The organism is Lactobacillus iners (genome assembly GCF_011058775.1).
Lineage (GTDB): Bacteria > Bacillota > Bacilli > Lactobacillales > Lactobacillaceae > Lactobacillus > Lactobacillus iners.
Genome location: NZ_CP049230.1, coordinates 707,805 through 733,184 on the forward strand (window position 1 = coordinate 707,805; position 25,380 = coordinate 733,184).

At 31.7% G+C, this 25,380-nt stretch carries 21 protein-coding genes and 2 tRNA genes; 2 read left to right on the top strand and 21 right to left on the bottom strand.

Annotation, left to right across the window (positions count from 1 at the left end):
• Positions 1–27: 27 nt before the first annotated feature.
• From G6Z82_RS03575 to G6Z82_RS03610, 8 genes are all read right to left on the bottom strand, one after another.
• Positions 28–1,407 (bottom strand): threonine/serine exporter family protein, encoded by a 1,380-nt coding sequence (locus G6Z82_RS03575; protein WP_164785814.1) that lies wholly within the window; start codon positions 1,405–1,407, stop codon positions 28–30.
• Positions 1,408–1,529: 122 nt separating this feature from the next.
• Complete coding sequence (locus tag G6Z82_RS03580; RefSeq protein WP_006729896.1) at positions 1,530–2,231, bottom strand: methionine ABC transporter permease; 702 nt, start codon at positions 2,229–2,231, stop codon at positions 1,530–1,532.
• The gene (locus G6Z82_RS03585; protein ID WP_006730142.1) at positions 2,224–3,273 is read right to left on the bottom strand and encodes a methionine ABC transporter ATP-binding protein; all 1,050 of its coding nucleotides are present in this window, start codon (positions 3,271–3,273) and stop codon (positions 2,224–2,226) included. Before G6Z82_RS03585 ends, G6Z82_RS03580 begins: the two co-directional genes overlap by 8 nt.
• Before the next feature lie 380 nt (positions 3,274–3,653).
• On the bottom strand, positions 3,654–5,276 hold the full coding sequence (locus G6Z82_RS03590; protein ID WP_006735676.1) for an ABC-F family ATP-binding cassette domain-containing protein: 1,623 nt from the start codon (positions 5,274–5,276) through the stop codon (positions 3,654–3,656).
• Between the two features lie 17 nt (positions 5,277–5,293).
• The gene (gene pulA / locus G6Z82_RS03595) at positions 5,294–7,165 is read right to left on the bottom strand and encodes a type I pullulanase (protein WP_164785815.1); all 1,872 of its coding nucleotides are present in this window, start codon (positions 7,163–7,165) and stop codon (positions 5,294–5,296) included.
• A 135-nt stretch (positions 7,166–7,300) separates the two neighbouring features.
• Complete coding sequence (eno, locus tag G6Z82_RS03600; protein ID WP_006729892.1) at positions 7,301–8,587, bottom strand: phosphopyruvate hydratase; 1,287 nt, start codon at positions 8,585–8,587, stop codon at positions 7,301–7,303.
• A gap of 144 nt (positions 8,588–8,731) precedes the next feature.
• Entirely contained in the window at positions 8,732–9,286 is a 555-nt protein-coding gene (locus tag G6Z82_RS03605; protein WP_164785816.1) for a phosphatase PAP2 family protein, read from the bottom strand.
• A 93-nt stretch (positions 9,287–9,379) separates the two neighbouring features.
• A tRNA-Ser gene (locus tag G6Z82_RS03610) sits at positions 9,380–9,466 on the bottom strand.
• Between the two features lie 122 nt (positions 9,467–9,588).
• Between G6Z82_RS03610 and G6Z82_RS03615 the strand changes: the two genes are divergently transcribed.
• Positions 9,589–11,847 carry an HAD-IC family P-type ATPase gene (locus G6Z82_RS03615; RefSeq protein ID WP_006730215.1) on the top strand — a complete coding sequence of 753 codons (2,259 nt, stop codon included), beginning with the start codon at positions 9,589–9,591 and terminating at the stop codon, positions 11,845–11,847.
• Between the two features lie 5 nt (positions 11,848–11,852).
• Here the strand turns inward: G6Z82_RS03615 and pulA (G6Z82_RS03620) are convergent, their stop codons facing one another.
• The 6 genes from pulA (G6Z82_RS03620) to miaA all read right to left on the bottom strand — a co-directional run bounded on the left by pulA (G6Z82_RS03620) (position 11,853) and on the right by miaA (position 20,065).
• A complete protein-coding gene (gene pulA, locus G6Z82_RS03620; RefSeq protein WP_009310315.1) occupies positions 11,853–13,841 on the bottom strand; it encodes a type I pullulanase in 1,989 nt (662 codons plus the stop codon).
• 65 nt (positions 13,842–13,906) lie between these two features.
• On the bottom strand, positions 13,907–15,424 hold the full coding sequence (locus G6Z82_RS03625; RefSeq protein ID WP_164785817.1) for a glycine betaine ABC transporter substrate-binding protein: 1,518 nt from the start codon (positions 15,422–15,424) through the stop codon (positions 13,907–13,909).
• Complete coding sequence (locus G6Z82_RS03630; RefSeq protein WP_006730081.1) at positions 15,417–16,370, bottom strand: ATP-binding cassette domain-containing protein; 954 nt, start codon at positions 16,368–16,370, stop codon at positions 15,417–15,419. The genes G6Z82_RS03625 and G6Z82_RS03630 overlap by 8 nt, the downstream gene beginning before the upstream one ends.
• 39 nt (positions 16,371–16,409) lie before the next feature.
• Positions 16,410–17,585, bottom strand: coding sequence for an MFS transporter (locus tag G6Z82_RS03635; RefSeq protein ID WP_006730202.1), 1,176 nt, complete (start codon positions 17,583–17,585; stop codon positions 16,410–16,412).
• Between the two features lie 102 nt (positions 17,586–17,687).
• Positions 17,688–19,025 carry a type I glutamate--ammonia ligase gene (gene glnA, locus G6Z82_RS03640; RefSeq protein WP_006729885.1) on the bottom strand — a complete coding sequence of 446 codons (1,338 nt, stop codon included), beginning with the start codon at positions 19,023–19,025 and terminating at the stop codon, positions 17,688–17,690.
• Positions 19,026–19,129: 104 nt separating this feature from the next.
• A complete protein-coding gene (gene miaA / locus G6Z82_RS03645; RefSeq protein WP_164785818.1) occupies positions 19,130–20,065 on the bottom strand; it encodes a tRNA (adenosine(37)-N6)-dimethylallyltransferase MiaA in 936 nt (311 codons plus the stop codon).
• A 74-nt stretch (positions 20,066–20,139) separates the two neighbouring features.
• Here miaA and G6Z82_RS03650 point away from each other — a divergent pair, with 74 nt between their 5' ends.
• A complete protein-coding gene (locus tag G6Z82_RS03650) occupies positions 20,140–20,319 on the top strand; it encodes a DUF3042 family protein (protein ID WP_006729883.1) in 180 nt (59 codons plus the stop codon).
• 54 nt (positions 20,320–20,373) lie between these two features.
• Here G6Z82_RS03650 and G6Z82_RS03655 read toward each other — a convergent pair whose 3' ends face one another.
• The 7 genes from G6Z82_RS03655 to G6Z82_RS03685 form a co-directional block, all read right to left on the bottom strand.
• Positions 20,374–20,775, bottom strand: a complete 402-nt coding sequence (locus tag G6Z82_RS03655) for a rhodanese-like domain-containing protein (protein WP_006729882.1) — start codon at positions 20,773–20,775, stop codon at positions 20,374–20,376.
• Positions 20,776–20,809: 34 nt separating this feature from the next.
• The gene (locus tag G6Z82_RS03660) at positions 20,810–21,028 is read right to left on the bottom strand and encodes a YqgQ family protein (protein ID WP_006729881.1); all 219 of its coding nucleotides are present in this window, start codon (positions 21,026–21,028) and stop codon (positions 20,810–20,812) included.
• Positions 21,028–21,726 carry a rhomboid family intramembrane serine protease gene (locus G6Z82_RS03665; RefSeq protein WP_006730080.1) on the bottom strand — a complete coding sequence of 233 codons (699 nt, stop codon included), beginning with the start codon at positions 21,724–21,726 and terminating at the stop codon, positions 21,028–21,030. Before G6Z82_RS03665 ends, G6Z82_RS03660 begins: the two co-directional genes overlap by 1 nt.
• Before the next feature lie 13 nt (positions 21,727–21,739).
• Entirely contained in the window at positions 21,740–22,291 is a 552-nt protein-coding gene (locus G6Z82_RS03670) for a 5-formyltetrahydrofolate cyclo-ligase (protein WP_006730175.1), read from the bottom strand.
• A 56-nt stretch (positions 22,292–22,347) separates the two neighbouring features.
• Positions 22,348–22,497 (bottom strand): 50S ribosomal protein L33, encoded by a 150-nt coding sequence (gene rpmG / locus G6Z82_RS03675; RefSeq protein ID WP_006729878.1) that lies wholly within the window; start codon positions 22,495–22,497, stop codon positions 22,348–22,350.
• Positions 22,498–22,670: 173 nt separating this feature from the next.
• A tRNA-Arg gene (locus tag G6Z82_RS03680) sits at positions 22,671–22,744 on the bottom strand.
• 77 nt (positions 22,745–22,821) lie between these two features.
• Complete coding sequence (locus tag G6Z82_RS03685) at positions 22,822–25,356, bottom strand: M1 family metallopeptidase (protein WP_009310321.1); 2,535 nt, start codon at positions 25,354–25,356, stop codon at positions 22,822–22,824.
• Between the last annotated feature and the right edge of the window lie 24 nt (positions 25,357–25,380).

A 25,380-nucleotide genomic window follows, 5' to 3' on the forward strand; every position in this document is an offset into this window, starting at 1 on the left:
AAGGCTTTTTTAGTAAGTATGATTTATTTATCCTGCATGACGCCACTTAGGATCTGTTAAAATACGTGCAGTAATTAATCCTAAAGGTAAACTGATCACAATCAACAATGCCTTAATAGACCAAATTTCACCCTGCACAAACGATGCTAAAGTCAAATTAAACATTGCTCGATACATATATAATCCTGGAACCATAATAACAATCGCTGGAACTGTCAACGCTATTCTAGGATAACCAATTTTCTTTCGAACTATCGATGCCAAGATACCTGCTAAAAATGCTCCTAAAAAGGCTGCCAAAGCAGGTGGCCAATTTACAAAATCAACCAAACTAAGTCGCATAGTATTCGCAATAGCACCAAATACAGCAGCTAGCATAGCCATCTTAACTTCAGTATTAAACATGATCGAGAAACCAAACACACCACAAAAACTAGCAAATAAACGTAAGATAGTTAAAATAACTGGTTCTAAGTTTAAAGGTAAGAAATCTTGTGGATGCAAATGTAAGACAAGAGCAATTATACATCCTACTGCTGTAGCAACTACAATAATCATAGATGCAAATGCCATTCTTTCCAAACCAGAACGCATATCAACTTTAGAGATATCTAATCCAGAAGTAATGAAAGGAAAACCTGGTATCACAAACAACATAGCACCGATATAGCCATCTAAATGTCTAGCACTGACATGCATGAAAAGATTACTTATATAAAAAGCTAAAGCATAGACACAACATGCTACTAAAACTCCAACTATTACATTTGCTAAAACAGTCATACGCTTATCAATCATCTTACGCCGAGCATAATTTCCCGCCATAGCACCGAAAAAAGCATAAATAACTTCAAAAATTCCACCACCCAGCAAGAATGTAAATCCACCACAAGCAATTCCAGAAGCAAGTGCTACTTGCCATGGTTGATATGAAGCTTTTTGTTTAGTAATTTCTTCTAATGTATTATGAATTTTTTCTATTGTCCAATTACCATGATCTTTTTCAAATTGACTGACAAATGCTTCCATTTTATTAAGTTTAGCAGTATTAACGCCCGTAGATGGTAAACTCAAGGCTTGCGTATAACTGTGACCAAATTCATCAACACAAGTGTACTCTAATGATACTAGCCCTATATCAGCACTACAAGTCATATTTAAGTTACGAGCCATGGTATTCATAGCAGATCTTACTCTCCATGCACCAGTTCCAAACGATAGCAACATCATACCTACATGACCAACAATAACAGACCTTTCAGATAATGTTGCTTCTTTAGCTAAAGTTGAACTTTTACTGTTAAAAAACTCATGCCATCTAATACGCATATGATGATGATGTGATAAGGTATGACATTTATTACTGGAGCAATTTTCGTGTTTCATATTACTATTTTTCTTACTCATTAGCCACCTCACATAAATTATTACATTTAAAATTTTAACATAAAATTAATAAAATGACTTAACACTTTATTATATAAAACATAAAAAAGCCAAGCTATTTTATGTAAAATAGCTTGACCTCGTTACCGTTCTTGATGATTAAATTTAACAGCTAAATAATCTCCAACTAATTGAATAATTAATACTAATAGTAATACCAATATAGTTGCTACAAAAGTTACATCATTATTAAATCTATTATAACCGTAGGAAATTGCAGTATTTCCCAAACCGCCAGCTCCTACTGCACCTGCCATAGCAGTTAATCCAACTAGACTAATCAAAGTAACCGTTGATACTCTAATTAGTTCACTGCGACTTTCTTTTAAATATACATCAAATATCAAATCGAGCGTCGTAGCACCTAATGCTTGAGCAGCTTCAATTTTACCAAGATCAACACTTTCTAATGCAACTTGCACTTGACGTGCAAAAAATGGAAAAACACCCAAAGTTAATGGTACTAATGCAGCTGTTTCGCCGATTTGAGTATGAACCAACGCCTTAGTAAATGGAGCAACAAAGGCCAATAAAATAATAAATGGTACTGCTCTAAATACTGAAACAGTTTTATCAATAATGCTAAAAAGCAATTTATTTTCCAAGATACCTTTTTGTCTGGTTAACACCAAACCAAGACCAAAGACTAAACCAAGTAATCCGCCAAATAATGCTGACCAGAAAGTCATATATAAGGTTTGTAAAATGGCTGTTTGCCAACCGGCATCGCCGCTCCATCCTTGAGCTACAACATTAGGTAAATATTTTTCAAGTATATTAAACATTTCTTAACACATCCTTATCCAATTTAGTTACAATCACATTTCTATCTCTCAAAAATTGCAAAGCTTCTTGCTCTTTATTAGCATCTAATTTGAGCAAAATTGCCAAAGTACCAATTAATTTTCCGCCTAATACTTCAACATTTCCGTACAAGATGCTTGCTTTAGTACCTACTTTTTCATCTAAATCAGCTACTACAGACTTTGTAACATCATCGATACCATAAACTAATTGGTATAATTGATCATTTGGTGCAATTTCATTTAAGCTATAGGTATTCAAAATATGTTGAACTTCTAACGCACCACCTACAAATTGTTTGGTTAATTTCCGTTTAGGATGTAAAAATACATCAAGCAGGTTACCATTTTCTATTAATTTACCATCTTCCATTACAGCAACTTTATTAGCTATTCTTTTTACAGCATCCATCTCATGTGTAATTAAAACTATCGTTAATTGTAATTTTTGATTCAATTCATATAGCAAATCTAAAATCTGATTGGTTGTCTTAGGATCTAAAGCACTAGTTGCTTCATCAGATATCAATATATCTGGATCATTAGCTAATGCTCTTGCAATTGCAACACGCTGTTGTTGACCGCCAGATAGTTGAGCAGGATAAAAATTTGCCTTATCCTGCAATCCAACTAATTCTAATAAATGTAAACACTTAGTATGAATTTCTTTTTCAGATAATTGCGAATGCTTTAATGCAAAGGCTACATTATCAATTACTTTAGCTTCATTAAGCAAATTAAAGTGCTGGAAGATCATACCAATTTTTCTACGTTTCTCCTGTAATTGTTTAGCATCAATCTTCTGTTTTCCATCTTCAAACAAAATGTCATTTGTTACAGTAATCGAACCACTAGTAGGTTTTTGCAATAAATTAATAGTACGGACTAAAGTTGATTTACCTGCACCAGAAAATCCGATAACACCATAAATATCACCTTTTTCAACTTGTAAACTAACTTTATCTACTGCAACATTTCCATCAAAAATTACAGATATATCTTTTAACGAAATTTGCTTTGCCATAATAATCCCCCTTAATATCAATCCTTATTTTTATCCATTATTTCGTATTTATTTGAGTAAACAAAAAGAGCACTCATCCAAAAGGACGAATGCTCGCGTTACCACCTTTATTTACTGATTACTCACATAATCAATCTCAGCAAGTAGCTCCCAATAATATGAGAATTACCTTGTTTGATTAACGAAAACAACCCCGTCAATAACTAAAAATTCGTTATTGCCACTTTCTATTAGCCCATGTTCGAAGCTAATCGTTACTTACTTTCACCAGTCGTAAGCTCTCTGAGAACAAATATCACTTCTACTCTGCTAACATAATGTTTAAAAATAATTATTGTATTTATTTTACATGTTTTAAAATATACTGTCAAGCATATAAATTAATAAATGTCTTTGATCTGTTGTTGAACAATTTCATGGTCTATAAATTCATCGTAAGTAATATCTTGTCTAGATACAATGCCTTTAGATCCAACTTCCACAATATGGTTAGCTATCGTCTGAATAAACTCATGGTCATGTGATGTAAATAAAATCGAACCAGAATAAGCCTTTAAGGCCTCGTTCAAAGCAGTAATAGATTCCAAATCTAAATGATTGGTAGGATCATCTAAAATTAGGACATTAGATGGTTGCAACATCAACCTAGATAATTGACACCTAACTTTTTCACCACCAGATAAAACTTTGATCTTTTTATCTATTTCATCACCAGAAAATAACATTCTACCTAAAAATCCACGTAAAAATGTATTATCTTCTTGTTCCTTACTTGCATATTGACGTAACCAATCTAAAATAGTCAATTCACTATCATTAAAATTAGCATTTAAATCTCGAGATAAATAATTAAAAGCTGTAGTTTGACCCCAAGTAACACTACCTGTATCTGGCTCTAATTTACCAGCAATAATCTGCAATAATATCGAAATAGCAACTGTATTACGTGATATAAATGCGACTTTATCACCTGGACGTACAGAAAATGTAACATTATCCAAAATCTTACGACCATCTACACTATACGATACATTTTCAACTTTAACCAAATCATTGCCCAATTCTCTATGCATATCAAATTTGATATATGGATATTTACGTGAAGAGGGTTTAATATCATCAAGAGTGATCTTTTCTAATTGCTTTTTGCGTGATGTTGCCTGCTTTGATTTAGATGCATTGGCAGAAAATCTTGCTATAAAAGTTTGTAATTCTTTGATTTTCTCTTCTTTTTTAGCATTCTGATTATTTGCTAATTCAGTAGCTAATTTACTTGATTCATACCAAAAATCATAGTTTCCAACATATAATTGGATTTTTCCTCGATCAACATCACACATTTGTGTACACACTTGATTAAGAAAGTGTCTATCATGTGATACTACCATAACAATATTTTCATAGTTAGCTAAAAAATTCTCCAGCCATTCAATAGTGTGAACATCCAAACCATTAGTAGGCTCATCTAGCAATAATATATCAGGATTACCAAATAATGCCTGTGCTAATAAAACTTTAACTTTAACAGATTCTGGTAACTCTGACATCATAGTTTGATGCAACTCTTCAGCAACGCCTAATGATTGCAACAATTTAGCACTATCTGCTTCAGCATTCCATCCATCGAGTTCTGCAAATTTAGTCTCCAATTCAGCAGCCAAAACCCCATCAGCATCACTAAAATCAGCTTTTGCATATAAGGCATCTTTTTGCTTCATAACATCGTACAATTGCTTATGACCTTGAATAACTGTTTCCATAACAGTAAATGCTTCAAATGCAAAGTGATCCTGATTTAAACTAGAAATACGTTCATTTGCTCCAATTGTTATACTACCTGTAGTTGGCTCAATTTTTCCTTCAAGTAATTTCAAAAAAGTTGATTTACCTGCACCATTAGCTCCGATAATTCCATAACAATTACCAGGAGTGAATTTCAAATTAACGTCTTCATATAGTGTATGACCTGCCATATTAAGGCTTAAATTATTAACTGTAATCAAATATTATTCTCCTTCTACTACTTACGAACAAATACATTTACAGACAACGGTGCAACTGTGTGACAATCTTGATCTGCATCACTTGAAAATATCTTCTTAAATCCTGTCATATCAAGACCTAAATTTGTTTTCTGATCATTAAACACATTAAAAATAACGATAATATTCTGATCATAGCTAAATGCAAATAGGCCATTTTGCCCAGCAATTAATAACTTGATTCGCTTTTCAATTTCACTATAATCATCTAACCTAAAAACATCATATTTCTTGCGTATTTTTAATAATTCACTGAGATATAAAACATCATCTTTATTTTTTGACATCCTATTCCAGTCAATTTTATTAATCTGATCGCCACTACTATAACTATTAGGATCTCCTTGTTTAGTTCTAAAAGCTTCTTGACCACTATTAATAAAAGGAATACCTTCAGCCAAAATCGCCATAGCTAAAGCTAACTTTGCTCGACGATGAATTTCCTTTTCATTAATATTAGGCATCAATAATTTCAATTTATCAAATAATGTATAATTATCATGACATTCTACATAATTAATGGTCTGCATAGGTGACTGATAAGGATGATTTGATAAAGAACTATAAAATTTTCCACCTAAGAAACCAGCAATAAACATTCTAGAAGCTCGATAATATCCATAATGATCCATATCAAATACTAAACCAGGCTCTACACCAGCAAATTCAGAACCACGTATACTATCTCTGAAATCATCACTAAAGAAACTAATTCCTGGCAATTTATTTGCATTATATTGTCCTGCACCAATTTCATGATTAGTCTGACGCATATCCCATCCTTCACCATAAACAAGAATGCTTGGATCTATCTCATTAAGCCCACGCTTAATTTGATTCATAGTATCTACATCTAATATACCCATCAAATCAAAACGAAAGCCGTCTAATTTATATTCCTTAGCCCAATACATAACAGAATCATATATGTATTTTCTACACATTAACCGCTCACTGGCAACATCATTTCTACATGCTGAACCATTAGTGGGTTTTCCGTCACGATATTGAAAGAAATAACCTGGAACAGTTTTTTCTAAGGCATGCATTCTCCGAATGTAAACATGATTATATACGACATCCACACTTACTCGTAAGCCAGCATCGTGCAATCCCTTAATCATCTGTTTCATTTCCATAATACGACTAGCTGGATCTGCTGGATCTGAAGCAAAACTACCTTCAGGAACATTATAATTTGCAGGGTCGTAGCCCCAATTATATGCATCAGGAATAGACTCATCAATACTTCCAAAGTCATATATCGGCATAAATTGGACATGAGTGATACCTAATTTTTTTAAATAATCCAACCCACTTGATAAACCTAATGGTGTTTCAGTGTCAGACTCTATCATCCCCAAAAATTTACCCTTATTTTTAACACCCGAATTAACATCGATTGTAAAATCTCGCACACTAGTTTCGTAAATAATAGCGTCTGTAGCCTTAGAAAAAGGTGACATCCTATCGAAGTTTTCAGGTTTTATCTTATTGGCATCAGATAAGACACCATATTTGCCATTAATTGTGACCATTTGAATATATGGATCCACTGTTTCAGTGGTAAAATTGTCAAATGTCAAACAATATGTATAAGCTTTTCCATAATATTTTTTATCTAAAAAAATAAGCCACGTGCCCTTTTCTGACTTTGCCATTTCCAATGAAGCTAATTTAGGTGCATCACTTTGATAATTAGCAAATAAATTAACACAAACTTTCTCAGCTGTTGGGGCCCATAAGCGTAATTTTATTTTATCATCGTAAAATGTTGCTCCCAAATCATCCACATCATAAAAATATTTCATATCAAACTCAGGAGATTGTATTTCATCTATAGATAACATATAATTAAAGCTCCTTTTTGCTAAAAATGGTAATTAACATCAATATACGTATTAACATTATACTGGTATAAAAATAATATTGCAAAAAAACTTCCCACTAAAAGTAGGAAGTTTTTTTACTAATTAAGCTATAAACTAATCCAAATCAACATTATCAGGGAAGAATGCTAATCTTTCGCCAGCACCAAGTTCTTCTTCAATTCTTAATAATTGGTTGTACTTCTCAACACGTTCTGAACGAGCTGGAGCACCAGTCTTTAATTGACCACCATTAACTGCAACAGCAAAGTCAGCAATGAATGTATCACCAGTTTCACCTGAACGGTGAGAAATCATAGTGTTGTAACCATTCTTACGTGAAAGACGAACAGTTTCCAATGTTTCAGTAACAGAACCAATTTGATTCAATTTAATTAATGATGCATTACCAGCACCTTCATGAATAGCTTTGTTTAAAAGTTTAGGGTTAGTACAAATGAAGTCATCCAAAACAATTTGTAAACGATCTTTATGAGTTTGAGTAAATTTAACCATACCTTCAACATCATTTTCATCATAAGGATCTTCCATAGAGATTAATTCTGGGAATTCTGCTAACAACTTATCGTAGTATTCTGCTAATTCCTCATCATCTAATACTTTACCTTCCAAGTGATACTTACCGTCTTCTTTGTTGTAGAAGTATGATGCAGCACAGTCACATGCAATTGCAATATCTTCACCAGGCTTGTAACCTGCTCTAATAATAGCTTCGTGCAATGCTTTTAATGCTTCTTCAGAGTTCTTCATGTTAGGTGCAAAACCACCTTCATCACCTAAACCAGTTTCATAACCCATTTCTTCAAGCACTTTCTTCAAAGTGTGGTATGTATTAACAATCTTTTCAAAACCATCGCGGAATGATGTCTTCTTAACAGGAGTAATCATAAACTCTTGAATATCGATACCATTATCAGCATGCTCACCACCATTAATAACATTGTGGAAAGTTTGTGGCATTTCAAGATCAGTTCCACCAAGATATCTATATAATGGTTGGTGACAATCTAAAGCAGCAGCACGTGCAACAGCCATAGAAACGCCCAAAATAGCATTAGCACCTAAGCGACCCTTGTTTGGAGTACCATCCAAGTCAATCATAGTTTGATCAATTAATGCTTGGTTATATGGATCCATACCTTTTAATGCAGCATTAATTTCAGTGTTAATGTTGTTAACAGCCTTCATAACACCTTTACCACCAAGACGTGAATCACCATCACGTAATTCAACAGCTTCATTTTCACCAGTTGAAGCACCTGATGGAACTTCAGCAATAGCTACAACACCATTTGAAAGTGTAACTTGTGCTTCCACAGTTGGGTTACCACGTGAATCAAAAATTTCTCTACCATGAACATTTTCAATTACTGATTTTAACATTATTTAAAAAGTCCTCCTTATAATCGAGGCGAAGAAAAGATTAAAATATAACCTATTCTATCGTCACTTGGGATTAACACCCACTTAACTTACAGTCAATATTTTAGTCCTAGATTGTCAATATGTAAATGCTAAAATAATTAATTACAAAATTCGCCATATAAAAATAGCTATCAAAAAACAAATTCTGCTTAAAACTAAAGAAGCTATAACGTCTAGTAAATGATGTTGCCTTAAAAAAATTCGCGACGAAATAATACCCAGCAAAATTGTAATAAATATGCAAACCAAAATTATATTTTTTTCGAGATTAAAAGTAAAAATCAGCAAATATATTAAAGTCATAGCTGATAAAACATGACCACTAGGAAAACTATAACCTTTCCTATGACATATGCTATTGGTCGGTCTTTTTTGCTTGATTGCAATTTTTAATGCTATCCCTACTACATCAGTCAAAATCAGCGATAATAAAAACCAACATGCTAACTTCGTATTTCCATTTATCCATAAAATCGTACTGACAAATATACAAGCTAACATAATATCAATAGGCGAAAATACATAGGTTATAATTTTCCATAGCAACTTAAATTTTACAGTTACCTCTTTTGACATTTTGGTTACATCATCCATATTTTGCATCTTATTAATCATTACAAGATGCCAAAATACTAAAATCAATATAAATAATTCCATGATAAAATTCCATCTACACATAATCTTTTTTATGTAAAGCTAGTAAAAAACTAAAAGAGGTTAACATCCAAATGATAACCTCCTCAAATCTTAAGGTGAGTACAGGATTTGAACCTGCGCGCCGATAAAATCGGTTCGCCGGATTTCGAGTCCGGTGCATTACCACTCTGCCAACTCACCATGTGTGACACTACCAATTATATCAATTTTCATTTAAATGGCAATAAAAGATTTTTGTTAAAAATTAAAATATGCGTTAAACTTATCTAATAGTCATGCATTTGAAAAAGTTTGAGGTTTTTATGGAAATTAAAGGTTTAACACAAAAAGAAGCAGATAAGCGTTTGAACATTGATGGTCTAAATGATGTACCAGATCCAAAATACAATTTTTGGCAAGCATTTGCTTCTAAATTATGGAATATATCTGCTTGGATATTGGAAGCTGCTTTAATACTAGAATGTTTTTTAGGTAAATGGATCCAATCATTTTTTGTACTCTTAATGCTATTATTTGCAGCATTTAACGGAGCTACACAGAAAAAGAAATCACGTAAAGTACTTAATATGATTGCCCACAAATTAAATCCCCTAGTTATCGTTAAAAGAGATAATATTTGGAAGCAAATTGATGCAAAATTTTTAGTTGTGGGCGATTTAATTAGTTTAAAAAAGGGTGATATATTAGGTGCAGATGCCAAACTTGTACAAGGAAATCTTCAAGTAGACCAAAGTGCCATAAGTGGTGAAAGCAACCTAATTGACAAAAAAGAAACAGAAACCATTTTTGGTGGAAGTATAGTTATCAAAGGCGAAGCTTTAGCAACTATTATTGCTACAGGAAAAAATTCACGCAACGGTAAAACTATCAACTTAATCAATACTTCCGCAGCTCCTGGTCATTTACAAAAACTTTTAACCGAAATAATATATTATCTTTGCCTATTAGATGGGATTTTAACTTTAATTTTAATCTTTTTTGCAATTATTCATGGTAAAAATATTTTAGATATGCTTCCCTTCTTAGCGATGATGTTTATAGCTTCTATTCCTGTCGCTATGCCATCAACATTTGCACTCTCTAACTCTTTTGAAGCTACTAAATTAAGTCAAGAAGGTGTTTTAACAGCTGACTTAACTGGCATTCAAGATGCAGCTAATCTAAATTTACTTTTATTGGATAAGACAGGTACAATTACTGAAAATAAAACATCTGTTTTTAAATGGTACAACTTATGCCAAAAAGCTGACAAAGAAGTTCTATCATATGTTAGTGCTACCTTAGACGAAAAAAATAGTGGGATTATTGACGATGCTATATTTACTTTTCTCAAGCAGAAAAATATTAAACTAATTAAAGCAGATAAGTATATTTCATTTACATCTGATAAAGGCTATTCACAGGCTCAAGTTGGTAATTTAGACTTAAAATTAGGTTCTTTTAAACAACTTTCCCAATTGGATACAACGTCAATTGAAAAAATTGGTCAAATAAATTTTGAAAACGGACGTAGCGTAGCTTTCTTAATCAATAATAAATTAGCTGGGATTTTCATCCTAAAAGATACAATTCGCCCTGATGCTATCACAACATTACAAGAAATTAAAAATCGTGGCATCAAAGCCATTATGCTAACTGGCGATAATCAAAAAACTGCACAAAGTATAGCTGCTCAAGTTGGATTACAAGGTGAAGTAATCTCAATTAATAATTTCACCGAAAATCTAAATATTCATGAACTAGCCGGAATTGCTGATGTATTACCAGAAGATAAACTATTTATAGTAAAATTGTTACAACAAAAAGGCTTTATAGTTGGGATGACTGGTGATGGCGTTAATGATGCTCCTGCATTAAAACAAGCCGAAGTTGGCATTGCTATGCATAATGCAACCGATATTGCCAAGAAAAGTAGCAAAATGGTTTTATTGCAAGACGGTTTATCACCGATTATTAAAATTTTAGATGCTGGTCATCGAGTTTATCATCGCATGACTACTTGGTCACTTACCAAATTATCAAGAACAGCAGAATTAACAATGCTTTTAACCATAGGGTTTATTTGCTTAAATTATATTCCGATGGCACTAAATGCAATGGTAATATATACAATCATGAATAATATGGTCACAATGATGATTGGAACTGATAATACCTATGTAAGTTATCATCCAGAAAATTGGGATATATTAAAATTAGCTAAACGAGCATTCTCTCTAGCTAGTGGTTTTATGTTGTCAGGTCTAGCTTTATTGTACTTTTGCACTCAAAAACAAATAGCCCCTGCAAAAATAGGAGCTATTATATATATTTATTTAGTTTTTAGTGCTATGCTACTAGTTTTAATTACTAGATCCAAAACATATTTCTGGCAAAGCTTGCCTTCAAAATATGTATATATTACACAATTAATCAATATAGTCATTACATTAATAATAACAACAATAGGTCTAGGCATTCAGCAATTAGCATTATCAGAAATTGGATTAGCCATTCTTTTTAGCTTATTAGCTGCAATAATTATTGACGTAATTTACAAAAAAATAACTGTTAAAAACTAAAACTATCATTTCACAATGACAATGGAAGTAGTTAATGCACCAAGAGATGAATGTTGAGATAAGAGCAAATCATTATCATTACTCAATATGACTTTTGCACCAGTCAAATCAATTTGATTAAATAGCTGCGTTTCATTTTTAATATTAAACAAAACGTACAATTTGCATGTAGGCATAGTATATTCAAACGCAAAAATTCCATTTTGTTTTAGAACATATGGTCGTACAATGCGACTTATTTCTTGGTAATCATCAATTCTGAAAATCGAATATTTTTTACGTATATTAACTAATTTCTTAAAAAACTCGATTAGATCTTGATTTTGTTCAACTCTTAACCAATCTATTTTATTTTCCTCGATTGGTGCATTATATGAATTTACGTTGCCATTTTTAGTACGTAAACATTCTTGACCAGAATGTATTAATGGGACACCTTCTGCCAGCAGAATCATAGCCAAAGACATTTCGGCTCGCTTAATAATCTCTGAACGACTGGCATTAGGCAAATGAGCAATTAAAGCATCGTATAATGTAAAATTATCATGACATGTTGAATAATTAATGAGTTGGTGAGGTGCTATATAAGTATGAAAACCATTACTACCCATAAAGCCTTTAACAAATTCGCATACATCTTGCTCATAATATTTTTTACCACTTGCACCAACTTCAGCTAAATTACCTTGCACTAAACCAGGACGATAGTCAGCATATTCCCCACTTTCACCAATCACAGCATTTCGAAGATTTTCGCCAAAAAAACCGACGTTAGGCATCAAACTTGCATGATCATGTCCTGATTCTAATGGACGTTCAATTGGCTTAATATTCCATCCTTCGCCATAAATTAAAATACCAGGATCAATTTTATGTGCCTCTTCTACTACTAAATTCATAGTGTCGACATCTAAAACTCCCATTGTATCAAATCTAAAACCATCTATATGATAATTTTTTATCCAAAATATAATTGAATCGACAATATACTTTCTCACCATTAATCGCTGGCTAGCAATAGCATTACCCATTCCGATATCATCAATCATATTTCCTTTTTCATCATGCTTAAAATAATATCCTGGTACAACCTGTTCAAAGGCTTGTTTATGTATATCAAAAACATGGTTATAAACTACATCCATGACAACTCTTATTCCTGCCCGATGCAATTCATTAACCATATATTTCATTTCTTTAATCCTACATACAGGATCAGCTGGATCAGTCGAATAAGTTCCTTCAGGTACATTGTAATTAATTGGATCATAGCCCCAATTATAACCATGATTGGGATCAGTTTCATCTAAACTACCAAAATCAAACATAGGTAGTAATTGAACATGAGTTATACCTAATGATTTTAAATATGACAAGCCTGTAGCATATCCTTGTGCCGTATGTGTATTTTTTTCACTAAGGCCTAAAAATAATCCAGGATATTTAAAACCACCATTTTCATCTGCAGTAATATCACGTACACTGGTTTCATAAATTATGGCATCAGTAGGATTAGTAAATGACGGCAACTTAACTAGATCATTTACTTCAATCTTAGCAATATCTATAATTACACTTCTAACTCCATTGATTGTAGCTGCGACTGCATATGGATCATTCGCATAGGTTACAGTGCCATCACAAAATGTGAATTTATAATCATATGCCCAACCAATGTATTTTGAGCTTATCATACAAGTCCAAACTCCAGCTTTTTCCTTATCCAGGGTAATTTCATGATCACTTATACTATTATTATTTAAATCATGATAAAGTCTAACAGTAACTGTATCAGCTATTGGCGACCATATTTTAAAGATAACTTTGTCTTTTTCAAAACTAAGTCCTAAATCAGACCCACCGTAGTAATTTTCTCTATCAAATTCAGGAGAAGTTAATCCGTAAAATTTTTTCAATACATGCTTTTCCATAACCTTTTCCAAAAACCCTTCTTCAGTTTTTAAAACGCTTACTTTAATTATATACACATGCATACACCATGCAATATATTAATTATAATAAAAAAAGAGCCTCAGCTCTTTAATAAATAGTCACCACTCTAGATTAATTTATTTCTTTGCAAAAATGCTTTAGCTACTTTAGCAGCATTTTTATGCTCAAGTTTAACTTGGGTTTCTAATTGTATCATCTCATCATCTGTAATTTTTCCTGCTAATTTTTCAATTATTTTAACGACTTGATGATGTTTTTTTGCAAATCTTTTAGTAATAATCGGTGCTACTTGATAAGGTACAAAATAATATTTATCATCATTTAAAATCAATAAGTTATTTTTCTTAATCTCTGGATCATTAGACGTTGCCGCAATTAAATTGACTTGACGCTTTCTTAGTTTCTCATAACATTGATCAGCTGTTGTCACACTCATTTTTGGAAAATCCAATTTATAAACATCTTTCAATCCCTCATATCCATTAGAAGCATAAGCAAAATCTTTAAACATCCCTACTACCAATTTAGATTTATATTTCTGTAAATCACTAATTTTTGTAATCTTATTTTGCTTGGCAAATTCTTTATCTGCAATTAAAACATAATTGTTATGGTAAGCCATCGGTGTCATATATATCAAATCTTGCTTATACAAAATATCTCTTGTATAACGATATAATTCATCAATGTTAGCAAATTTTTTGTCGCTATTATCAATTAATGAAAAAACCTTTCTAGTTTCTTCAGGATAAATATCAATGTTTCCATTTCTTAATTCTTTTAAAATCTGACGATCATCTTTTCTTCTACTAAAAGTAACATGATACTTTTTATTTTTTTCCAGCAATATCTTGTACATATTAGCAATAATATCAAATTGACTATCATCTTTACTAGCAATGATTATTTGCTCACTTTTTGCACTATTTGCAACAGTTTTAATATTATTTAATGAATATGCTCCTAAACTTACTATACCGAAAAGAAGAACTATGATTAAAAACATCCACTGAAATTTTGCATTAAAAAGCTTAACTAAGCAAAAAATGAAATTTAGTAATAAAACCGATAATGTCAAAACTATAGCAATATTACACTGAATTTTGGAAAAATGAATTAAACTAATTTGATTACAATTTCTAATACTAATCAAGTTGATTATCATCAACCAAATGGATGAATAAAACACTATTTTTTTTAAACCGCCAATAATATCAGCAATAACTAATGGCAACTCTATTTTAAATAAAATTTTCTTTTTGCTAAGCCCCAAAGCAACCGCCGTGGTTTTTAATTCGGGATTTATTTTTGTAAAAGCATTGTTTATAACTGGAAATAACACACAGGTAGCAAATACTGATCCTATAATCCAATATAGATATATAGTTAAAACTATATTATGTTTAATAAAGATCCAAGCTATAAGCAAAAAGATTGGTACAACTAAAATTAACTTAAATAACCAATTAATAACCTTAGTTAAGCGAGCACATTTATGCAGTAATAATGCCAATAAACTAGAAACAACAAAAGAAACAAACAATATAGTCATCTCATCCATCAAAAAGTTCAAAACTATAGATGTTTGTTTTAAATTTAATATATTAAATATATTATCAATCATTGGTAGACAACCTCTTTAATAGAAAATTCCAAACACGCTTTGGTTCAATTAAAAATTCACCAAAATCTGTCTCAGCAATAAATAAAGAATCTGGATGATTTGAACAATCTTTAACTAGATCTTTAAAATTATATACATGATACCTAACTAGCATATCAGTTTTAGGATAATAACGTGGATTAACACCTAATTCACTCTTTAACAATGTTTCCAAATCAAATGAGACGCCAATATGATTGTTCTCTAATAATTGCTTAACAAATAGATTTGCTGGATGTTGTGAGATATCTCGTGCAGTACCTACTTGTTCAATTTTTGAACCATTAACAATAACAATTGAACTAGCCAATTTTAATGCATCAGCAATATCGTCAGTTGTCATCAAAATAGTAGTATGAAAATGTTTCTTTAACCTAACCAACAATTCGTGAAGTTTGATTTGACTGATTTTATCCATTTCATCAAAACTATCATCTAATAAAACTACTTGCGGATTAATTGCAAAAGCACGTGCTAAACTAATCTTTTTTTGTTCAAAATATGTCAATTCGTGCGGTTTCATATTCAAACATTGGTTATCCATATCAATCAATTCTAACAATGTATTGGCTATGGTTTGCTTATCTTGACCAGAAATATTTTTATCTAAACTAATAGTCAAATTTTGGTAAATATTTAAATTATTAAACAAATTAGCTTGTGTACTAACATAACTAATTTTTGATCTAAGATCCTTAATAGTATAATCAGTAATTTTTTTATGATTAAACCATATATCACCCTCATCAGCTTCGATTAAGCGATTCAAAAGTCTAATAATTATTTTTTTACAACTATCATTAGAACCGACAATAACCAGCAAATCTCCATTATTGATATTTAAAGATCCATTTTTCAAAGATGTTTTTCTATTAATTTTTTTTGAAACATTTTGATATTCTATCATATAATTCTCCACACAAAATTTTATATTAAATAAAACATATTAATGATTTTGAATAGCACCATTTAGTTTTTTACGATAAATAAAATATATAACTAAAACAAAAGGAACCATTATCAACATAATAGGGTAAAAGTAAAAATGAGGTATTGTAGAAGCAATAATACCACCTAAAATCGGTGCACTAGCCATTCCTAAATCTAATCCTAAATAAACTGTTGAACTTGCTAAGCCTTGCTGATCTAAAGGAGAAAGCAATAATGCGGTAGTCTGATTAATTGAATAGATTACACCATAGCCAATGGATAGTGCCACTGCTGCAATTAACATGATGAAATTATTTTTCATGAATGCCATTGAAATTAGAAAAATAATCATAGCAATTAAACTTAGCCAAAACCAAAAACCAAATGCAATTGTATCAAAGAAACGTTTAAGCCATATTCTAATAATTAACAACGACAGTGCATATATCAAGAAAAAATATCCTACACTAACAGATAGCTTTCTCATAGCAACATATTCAACTAAATCAGCTTGTGTTGCAAAATATGGTATCGAAAAGAAAAGCATTAATAAGGCTACGGGGATTGTATCTTTTTGTATTATCCTAATGTGCTTAATATTTTTAAGGCTTAACTTATTTTGTGGTATAGCATGATTTTTAACAAACTTAATCATAATTAACATAATTACTGCTGCTAAACTAGCAATCATCATCGAATAGCGATATCCGATTACCTTATATGAATTAATGGCAATCAGTGGTGCAACAGCCATAGCTAAGGCATTCATTAATCCATAAAAACCCATTGCTTCCCCTACAAACCTTCGTGGTACTAAAAATGCTAGCCACGTTGTCATACATATCGTTGCTAAGACAAATCCTGTACCATTTATTAAACGAAATAAAATTAATAGTCCACTAGTATTAACTAACCAGTAACCAGATACGCCAATCAATATTAATATTCCACCAATTAATGAAAGACAATATTTTGAATAAAGGTCGACTAAATTGCCAGCAATTGGACGCAAAAATATTGAAACAATGCTCATAGAACCCGTTATGATGCCTGCCAAAATCGAATCTGCACCTAAGCTTAATGCATAACCATTAATTAAAGGCGTAACAAACATAACAGAAAACATAAATAAAAAGGATGCTGCCATTACTAAGATAACATCCACGGTATAAATTGACTTTGTTTTTTTCAATTAACTACTCCTACTATTGATACAATGAATGCAATTTAATTATATCAATAAAATAAGGCTTGCACACGCTTATATGCAAACCTTAGTAAAGATAATAATAATTTAGTAATTAATGTACCTTTGACGCTCCCATTCAGAAACACTTTGAGTATATCGTGCCCATTCCAATTCCTTGGAATCAATGAAACTCTTGGTCAAATGTTCTCCTAATGCTTCTTGAATTAATTTATCAGCCTTAAATGCCTTAATAGCATTATGAAGTGTAGACGGCAAAGGCTTAATACCGAGTTCTTTTCTCTTTTCTTCAGACATTTCAAATACATTACTTGTTACAGGTTCCATAGGCATTTTAGCTTCTTTAATACCATTTAAACCTGCCTTCAATGTTGCTGCTAATAAAAGATATGGATTAGCTGTTGGATCTGCAGAACGCAATTCCAAACGAGTAGTAACTTCTTCAGCTGCAGGTATTCTAACCAGTGGTGATCTATTTTTGTTAGCCCAAGCAATATAAACAGGTGCTTCATATCCTGGAATTAGTCGCTTGTATGAGTTAACTGTTGGATTACCAATTGCTGTAATTGCACGAGCATGTTCTAAAATACCATTTAAGAAATATAAAGCTTCATTGGACAAGCCATATTTACCATTAGCATCATAAAAGATATTACGCTTATCTTTAAATATAGACATGTTAGTATGCATACCATTACCTGCTTCACCTTCTAATGGTTTAGCCATGAAAGTAGCACAAAGTCCATGCTTTTTAGCAACTGTCCTAACTACCATTTTAAAAGTTTGAACACGATCAGCAGTTGTTAATGCATCATCAAATTTAAAATCAATCTCTTGTTGTCCATTACCAACTTCGTGGTGAGCAGCTTCAACTTCAAAATCCATGCCTTCTAAAGTTTCAACAATTTCACGACGGCATTTAGCACCTTCATCACTGTCAGTCATATCAAAATATGATGCATGATCACAAACATTAGTAGTCCAGCCACCATTCTCATCTAATTTGAACAAATGGAATTCAGCTTCAAATCCAATTTCAAAGTCAGTATATCCCATTGACTTCATTTCATTCAAAATGCGTTTTAAATTGTTTCGAGGATCTCCTTCAAATGGTGTTCCATCTACTTTATGTACACTACATGTCAAGCGACCGATCCGACCTGAAGTGCCATCTTGCCATGGCAAAACCATCCATGTAGATAAATCAGGATATAACACCATGTCACTTTCTTCGATACGCACAAATCCATCAATTGAAGAACCATCAAAACGAATTTCATTAGCCAACACTTTATCCAATTGACTTGTCGGAACTTCAACATTCTTCATTGTTCCATTAATATCCGTAAATGCTAACCGCAAAAAACAAACATCGTTATCCTTCACACTCATTTTAATATCATCAGCCGTCAATATTCTCTTCATAATCCATCCAATCTAGAGTAAAGCAAAAATTGGTATAGTCCTTGAAATGCATATAAACCCGTTTGTTTACTCAACGAAAATAATAACAGTGTTAATTGGTATCGTCAATATTTTTTTGATTTTTTATGAATAAAATTATTTGATAATATCAACATATCATCAAGAATATGATCATCTTTTAGAGGATCCAACCATTTAACGCATAATTGATGTCTAAAATACGTTATTTGTCTCTTGGCATATTTACGAGAAGCCTGCTTTAACTTATCTACACAATAACTTAAATCTGCCTCATGCTTAAAGTAAGGAAAAAATTCTTTATAACCTATTGCTTGTACAACTTGATGACATTTATCAAGATTGTGATATATCATTTCAGCTTCTGTCAACAATCCACTAGTTATCATCTTATCAATCCGATTATTGATACGCTCATATACTTGCTGACGATCACTATTTAATCCGATGATTAAAGCATCGTATCTAGGTTCAATATCTACTTGCTGATCAGAAAAAAGTTTGCCAGTTCTACTAATAACACTCAACGCTCTAAGCACACGTCTATGATTTTGATACGGTATTTTAGCAGCAGTGATAGGATCTTTTTCATTTAATTTTTGCCATAATGCATGTTCACCCTCAGATTTAAGTAATTCAAGCCATCTTGAATCTACACTATCGTTATAGCTTTCCCGTTCGCCTAATTGTAATTTATTTATTAATGCATTAATATAAAAACCTGTTCCACCGACAACTAAAGGAATTTTGCCCTTAGCCGTAATCTCATCTATCGCTTTACTTGCTTGGGATACAAACTCTTTAACAGAATATTCCGTAAAAATTGATTGTTGGTCAACAAGATAGTGTTTAACTGCTGCACGCTCTGCCGAAGTCGGCTTAGCTGTGCCAATATTAACTTCCTGATATATTTGCATCGAATCACCAGATATAATTTCCGCATTTAGCTTTTGAGCCAACTTGATTGCTAATTCAGTTTTACCAATACCTGTGGGGCCAACAATAACTATTATTTTTTGCATAATCATTCTCCTTTTAAAAAAAGAATAAACTTGATAAAATTTAAGTATAAGAAACAATTAAGGAGGAATTTAAGATGTCCAAAAAATTTGGGACTGGTGTAGCAACTGGTATTTTAACAACTTTAGGTGCATTAGCTGTCGGTCTATTTACTTATAAAAAGAAAGTATTAGATCCTGAAGATAAAGAAGATTCAAGAATTGCTGATAACCGCCGCAAAGCTAATAGAAAAAGTTTTTCTGCACATCAGTCATAATTGGTTAATTGCTTATTTTACAAAAAATAGAGGATTATCTTAATCCTCTATTTTTTAATATTTAGAAGTTTTAGTTTGACCTTCCCATTTTGCAAACGCATCTTCCAACCAATATACTTTATGATAACCTTTCTTATTGAGAAATTTAGCAACCCTAATATTGATCATTAATGAATCTGAATATAAATAAACGGGCAAATCAGATCTAATTTCACTATATTGATATTTAATCATCGAAAAAGGTAAACTACGAGCACCTAAAATATGTTTATTTTTAAAGGCATCCTTAGTTCGCAAATCAATAATTTGTGCTTTTCTTTTTCCTTCTTCAAATTGTTTTTGTGTTAATTTACCACCAAGTCTTTTTGCTTGCCACCTTAACCATAACCAATTAACAGCTAGAGCTAGAATAATAACAGTCAATAACACATTGAGAATTATCAAAACTTTGTCCATCTTTAATATCCCTCCATTTACTTATTTAACCAAATCAATCTTTACACTGACCAGACTCTTTAGCAACTTCAATTTCATGTTCATGATTTAATATCAGCTTAGCAGTCATATAATTTTTATTACTAATGACACCTGCTTTATGTAAATTATCTAATTCTAGAGCCATCAATTCAATATCCCATTTTCTTTTACCAACATAAACCAGAATATTGAATTTTTTCAATAGTTGTTGCACATCGTACAAATTCTTCATTAAAGGTTGATCACCATTCCCTGACGTAAACAATATACTAAATAAATAATAAAAATTACACAGAAAAGTACCCTAATTTTAGAAGGGGCATCTTTGAAAAAAATGCTACCCAGAATAATCGTCAACAAAAATCCTGTAATAGTACCACCTATATGACCTATTATATCAACACTAGGCATGAAAAAGTCTACAACGATATTACAAATTAGCAATAAAAATGCCTGTCTGCCTATTATAACCGCTATGATATTATCATTATTTAAAAAATATAGTGCAAGAACGGAACCCATTAGTCCGAATACTGCAGTAGAAGCACCGCAGGAAATCACATTATCTTGACCAAGAGCAAAAGAAAGTAAATTTCCACCGACTCCTGAAAGTAAATATATTGTCAAATAACGAATATGACCTAAAAATTGTTCTAGAAACATTCCAAAAAAGTAGATCATAACTATATTACATATGATGTGAAAGAATCCTGCATGAATAAACTGTGCCGTAAATAAACGCCAGAATTGCAACTTTGTAACTACAGCAATATTATTCATACACCCAAAATCTAATAATTTATTGATATCATTATTGACATCAAAAAAAAGTTCTATTGCATATACAATAATTAAAATTGCAATAATAGACCAGGTAAATATTCTACTAGTATATTTTCTATATTTTCGTTTTATACCAATATGTATCAATTATGCCAAACTCCTATTCGATAGTAATTAATTTTTTTACTGGTATATCATAATCATTTATTGACCAACATGATTGTTCAATTAATCTTAAAGATCCTACCATACTGATAGACATTAAATCGTGTTCAGCTAAGAAACGATCATAATAACCACCTCCAAAGCCTAATCGATATCCATCTGACTTAAATGCCAACCCTGGAACAATTATTATATCTGGTTCATTATTAATGGTAGACTGTGATTGCCAATTTTCTAATATACCGAATTTATTTTTAGTAAGCCGGTTATAATCAGTTATTTGCGTAAATTCCATCCTACGTCCAGGCAGACAACGAGGTATAAAAACCTGCTTATTAAATTGCCAAGCAGTATTAATAATTAACTTGGTATCAATTTCATCCATTGTTGAAATAGTAATACCTATAGATACAGAATTTTTAAAATCTGACGTTGCTATCAATTTTTCTTGTAAAAATTGATCCTCCTGCAATTTTTGATAAGATTGCGAAAAATCACGCAATTTTGCTAACTGTTGTTTGCGAAATTCATTTTTATTTATTAACATTTTATAAATAATAAAAATTTACATAAAAAAACAACAGGCGAACCTGTTGTTACGAATTACTTAGTCTCACGATGAAGTGTTGTTTTTCTTTCAACCGGGCAATACTTCTTCAAAGATAAACGTTCAGGATGCTTACGCTTATTCTTTTCTGACAAGTAACTTCTATCGCCACATTCGGTGCATTCAAGGATAATATGCTCTGCCATTTGTTCCACCACCTATAATATTTATTTAACTGTTTTACTATACCATTTATTAGCTAATTTTACAAATCAAATATTCAAAAAAGTGCAATTATGTTTTTTATCTAATCAATATAATCATGATATTTTTATTTAAAGCAACAAAAAAGGACACCCTACGATAAGTGTCCTAACAATGATTCGGGTGAGATTCGAACTCACGACCCACGGTTTAGAAGACCGTTGCTCTATCCAGCTGAGCTACCGAACCGAACCAAATAATATTATATAAAAAACTAGATGATTTTGTCAAAGCTTTTTTATAAATAATTTGGTTTTTTTAATAAATTAGCCTAACAAAGCCTTAATAGCCTTATTTACTGCTACTTTATCTTTAGCAATTAATGCTACTTTATTTTCAATTACTAAAGTATCCATCTTAATTTCACGAGTTAATCCAGATACATTGATTTTTGGATCAAAAAATTCTTTAAATTCCGCTAACCTCTCTGGCGTATCAAATGTCGATGCAACTACTGAAATGTACGCTGTAAATGACATATCACCACCAACTGTTTTATCAAGCCATTGCCATTCTTGACGCATCCAATCCCATGCTTTTTGCTGTCCATGATTATTACGCAAAATGCCTGCAACCCACCTCAATAAATCCTGAGGTTTAATTACAGATGCATCCTTAAATTTATCAATCAATAATTGCAATAAATCAGGATTTTTCACTGAAGTTAATGCTAAACATATGTCTCTCTTATAATTTTGATCAACCTCTTTAGCATATTTGTCAAATAGCATCTTAAATAGATCCTCATTTTCCAAATTTTTAATTTCATTTAAGAGGACAAAATAGCGAATATCAGAATTTAAGTCTGCTAATTTATCTTTATTGGCAAGATATAATTCATGTAATTTAGCTATAATTACCGGATTATCTCCATAAAGGGATGCACTTAAAATTAAAGGTCTAGTTAAATTATCATCTATACTCTCTTCTGCATGTGGCTCTACGCCTAAGCGTTCAGAATTGCTTTCAGACAACTGCTTACTAAATTGTTTGATTGAAGTTTCTTCTGCACTATCAGGTGTTGCAAAAATTTTAATCTTGGCTAATGTTCCATATAATTTGCTATTTACAATATTTGAAGTAGACTCTGCCTCTTTGACTAATAGTGGTAAAACATCAGCGTATGAAATCTCTTGACTTTCAGCCAATAATCCTAAGTCTTGGAGCAATTGTAATTTATCAATATTGTTCAAATGATCCATTTCAGACAAAATATCATCCAATAATTGTTGATCATACTTAACGATAAAGTGAGAATTATTTCCAACATTAAGCCTAAATGCAACACCATTTTTAGCACGCAATTCTTCATAATTGCCAATAATCATCTTTTCGTCTTTCATTATTTTTGGAACTTGCAGATAATTACTATTTAATGGTATTTGCCATAATCTGCCTTGATCTTCACCTGTACCAATAAAGAATTGTTTTTGACTTAAAACTAAATTACCATCTTCAATACCAGCTCTAACAACAGGATATCCAGGTTGTTCTAACCATGAATCCATAATATCGCCAATATTTAATCCACTTGCTTGACCTAAATATTCCCATAGATCTTGGCCTTGAGCATTACCATACTTATATTCTGCAAAATAATTCTTTAAACCTTGTCTTAATGCATCATCACCTAACAAGGCTCTCACCATTACCAACAAGCGGGCACCTTTTGCATAAACAATTGCACTATCGAAAATAGAATCGATTTCTGCTGGATCATTAACCATAATATGTACAGATTGTACACCGTCAGTTGCATCCCTTCTCAATGCAGCAGCTGTTTCCATAGTCTGAAATGTTTCCCATATTTTCCAACTAGGCTCTAATGCATCAACAGCGACATATTCCATCATATTGGCAAAACTTTCGTTAAGCCATAAGTTATCCCACCACTTCATAGTAACCAAATCACCAAACCATTGATGGGCTAACTCATGTGCTATCACAGTAGCAACCAATTGTTTAATATCTAACGATGTATTATCAGGATCAACTAATAAATAAGCTTCACGATAAGTTACACATCCCCAATTTTCCATTGCTCCCGCTGAAAAATCAGGTAAAGCCACTTGATATGAATGTTCTAAAGGATATGGTGTTCCATAGAAATCTTCATAAAATTCGATTGAACGTTTAGCAATATCTAAAGCAAAATCTAATTCGTTAGCTTTATGTGCTTTGGTGGCAAAAACACCTATTTCAACACCTGATTTAGTCTTAGTTAATTTTTTCTGCATATCACCAAATACAAATGCAACTAAATAAGTAGACATGCGAACAGTTTCTTTAAAATAATGTATACCATTTTCACATTTAAATTCTGGCTCATTAGAAATTATAGTTTCGCCATCTTTTTCATCATATTTAACAGCCAAATTAAAAGTTGCTTTAGCTTCTGGTTCATCTACACATGGGAATGCTTGTCTAGCAAAAGTAGTTTCAAATTGAGTACCTACTAATTGTTTCTTTACACCATCAACTTCATAATATGACGGATATATCCCCATCATCGTATCTGTTAATTTGGCATTGTAAGTAACTACTAACTTAATTTTACCGATTTTATCAGATGAAATTGTTATTAATTCATCTTTATCATTATAATTAAACTCTACTTTTTTACCGTCAACAGTTACATCTTCAACAGTTAAATATTTTTGATTTAACTGAATTTGATTAGCTTTAGCTTCTCCTGTAATAGTAGATACACCTGATATTGTTTTATGTTCTCTATTTACATCCAAAAAAATATCATAATGTTCTGGAACAAAAACATCAAAAAGTCGCTTATTTTTCCCCATATACATTTATCCTCCGTATTTTAT

Excerpts from the sequence above, each read along its gene's own strand:
- G6Z82_RS03575 (WP_164785814.1), bottom strand. The coding sequence starts at position 1,407 with ATGAGTAAGAAAAATAGTAATATGAAACACGAAAATTGCTCCAGTAAT.
- G6Z82_RS03580 (WP_006729896.1), bottom strand. The coding sequence starts at position 2,231 with ATGTTTAATATACTTGAAAAATATTTACCTAATGTTGTAGCTCAAGGA.
- G6Z82_RS03585 (WP_006730142.1), bottom strand. The coding sequence starts at position 3,273 with ATGGCAAAGCAAATTTCGTTAAAAGATATATCTGTAATTTTTGATGGA.
- pulA (WP_164785815.1), bottom strand. The coding sequence starts at position 7,165 with ATGTTATCTATAGATGAAATACAATCTCCTGAGTTTGATATGAAATAT.
- eno (WP_006729892.1), bottom strand. The coding sequence starts at position 8,587 with ATGTTAAAATCAGTAATTGAAAATGTTCATGGTAGAGAAATTTTTGAT.
- G6Z82_RS03605 (WP_164785816.1), bottom strand. The coding sequence starts at position 9,286 with ATGGAATTATTTATATTGATTTTAGTATTTTGGCATCTTGTAATGATT.
- G6Z82_RS03615 (WP_006730215.1), top strand. The coding sequence starts at position 9,589 with ATGGAAATTAAAGGTTTAACACAAAAAGAAGCAGATAAGCGTTTGAAC.
- pulA (WP_009310315.1), bottom strand. The coding sequence starts at position 13,841 with ATGCATGTGTATATAATTAAAGTAAGCGTTTTAAAAACTGAAGAAGGG.
- G6Z82_RS03625 (WP_164785817.1), bottom strand. The coding sequence starts at position 15,424 with ATGATTGATAATATATTTAATATATTAAATTTAAAACAAACATCTATA.
- G6Z82_RS03630 (WP_006730081.1), bottom strand. The coding sequence starts at position 16,370 with ATGATAGAATATCAAAATGTTTCAAAAAAAATTAATAGAAAAACATCT.
- glnA (WP_006729885.1), bottom strand. The coding sequence starts at position 19,025 with ATGAAGAGAATATTGACGGCTGATGATATTAAAATGAGTGTGAAGGAT.
- miaA (WP_164785818.1), bottom strand. The coding sequence starts at position 20,065 with ATGCAAAAAATAATAGTTATTGTTGGCCCCACAGGTATTGGTAAAACT.
- G6Z82_RS03650 (WP_006729883.1), top strand. The coding sequence starts at position 20,140 with ATGTCCAAAAAATTTGGGACTGGTGTAGCAACTGGTATTTTAACAACT.
- G6Z82_RS03655 (WP_006729882.1), bottom strand. The coding sequence starts at position 20,775 with ATGGACAAAGTTTTGATAATTCTCAATGTGTTATTGACTGTTATTATT.
- G6Z82_RS03660 (WP_006729881.1), bottom strand. The coding sequence starts at position 21,028 with ATGAAGAATTTGTACGATGTGCAACAACTATTGAAAAAATTCAATATT.
- G6Z82_RS03670 (WP_006730175.1), bottom strand. The coding sequence starts at position 22,291 with ATGTTAATAAATAAAAATGAATTTCGCAAACAACAGTTAGCAAAATTG.
- rpmG (WP_006729878.1), bottom strand. The coding sequence starts at position 22,497 with ATGGCAGAGCATATTATCCTTGAATGCACCGAATGTGGCGATAGAAGT.
- G6Z82_RS03685 (WP_009310321.1), bottom strand. The coding sequence starts at position 25,356 with ATGGGGAAAAATAAGCGACTTTTTGATGTTTTTGTTCCAGAACATTAT.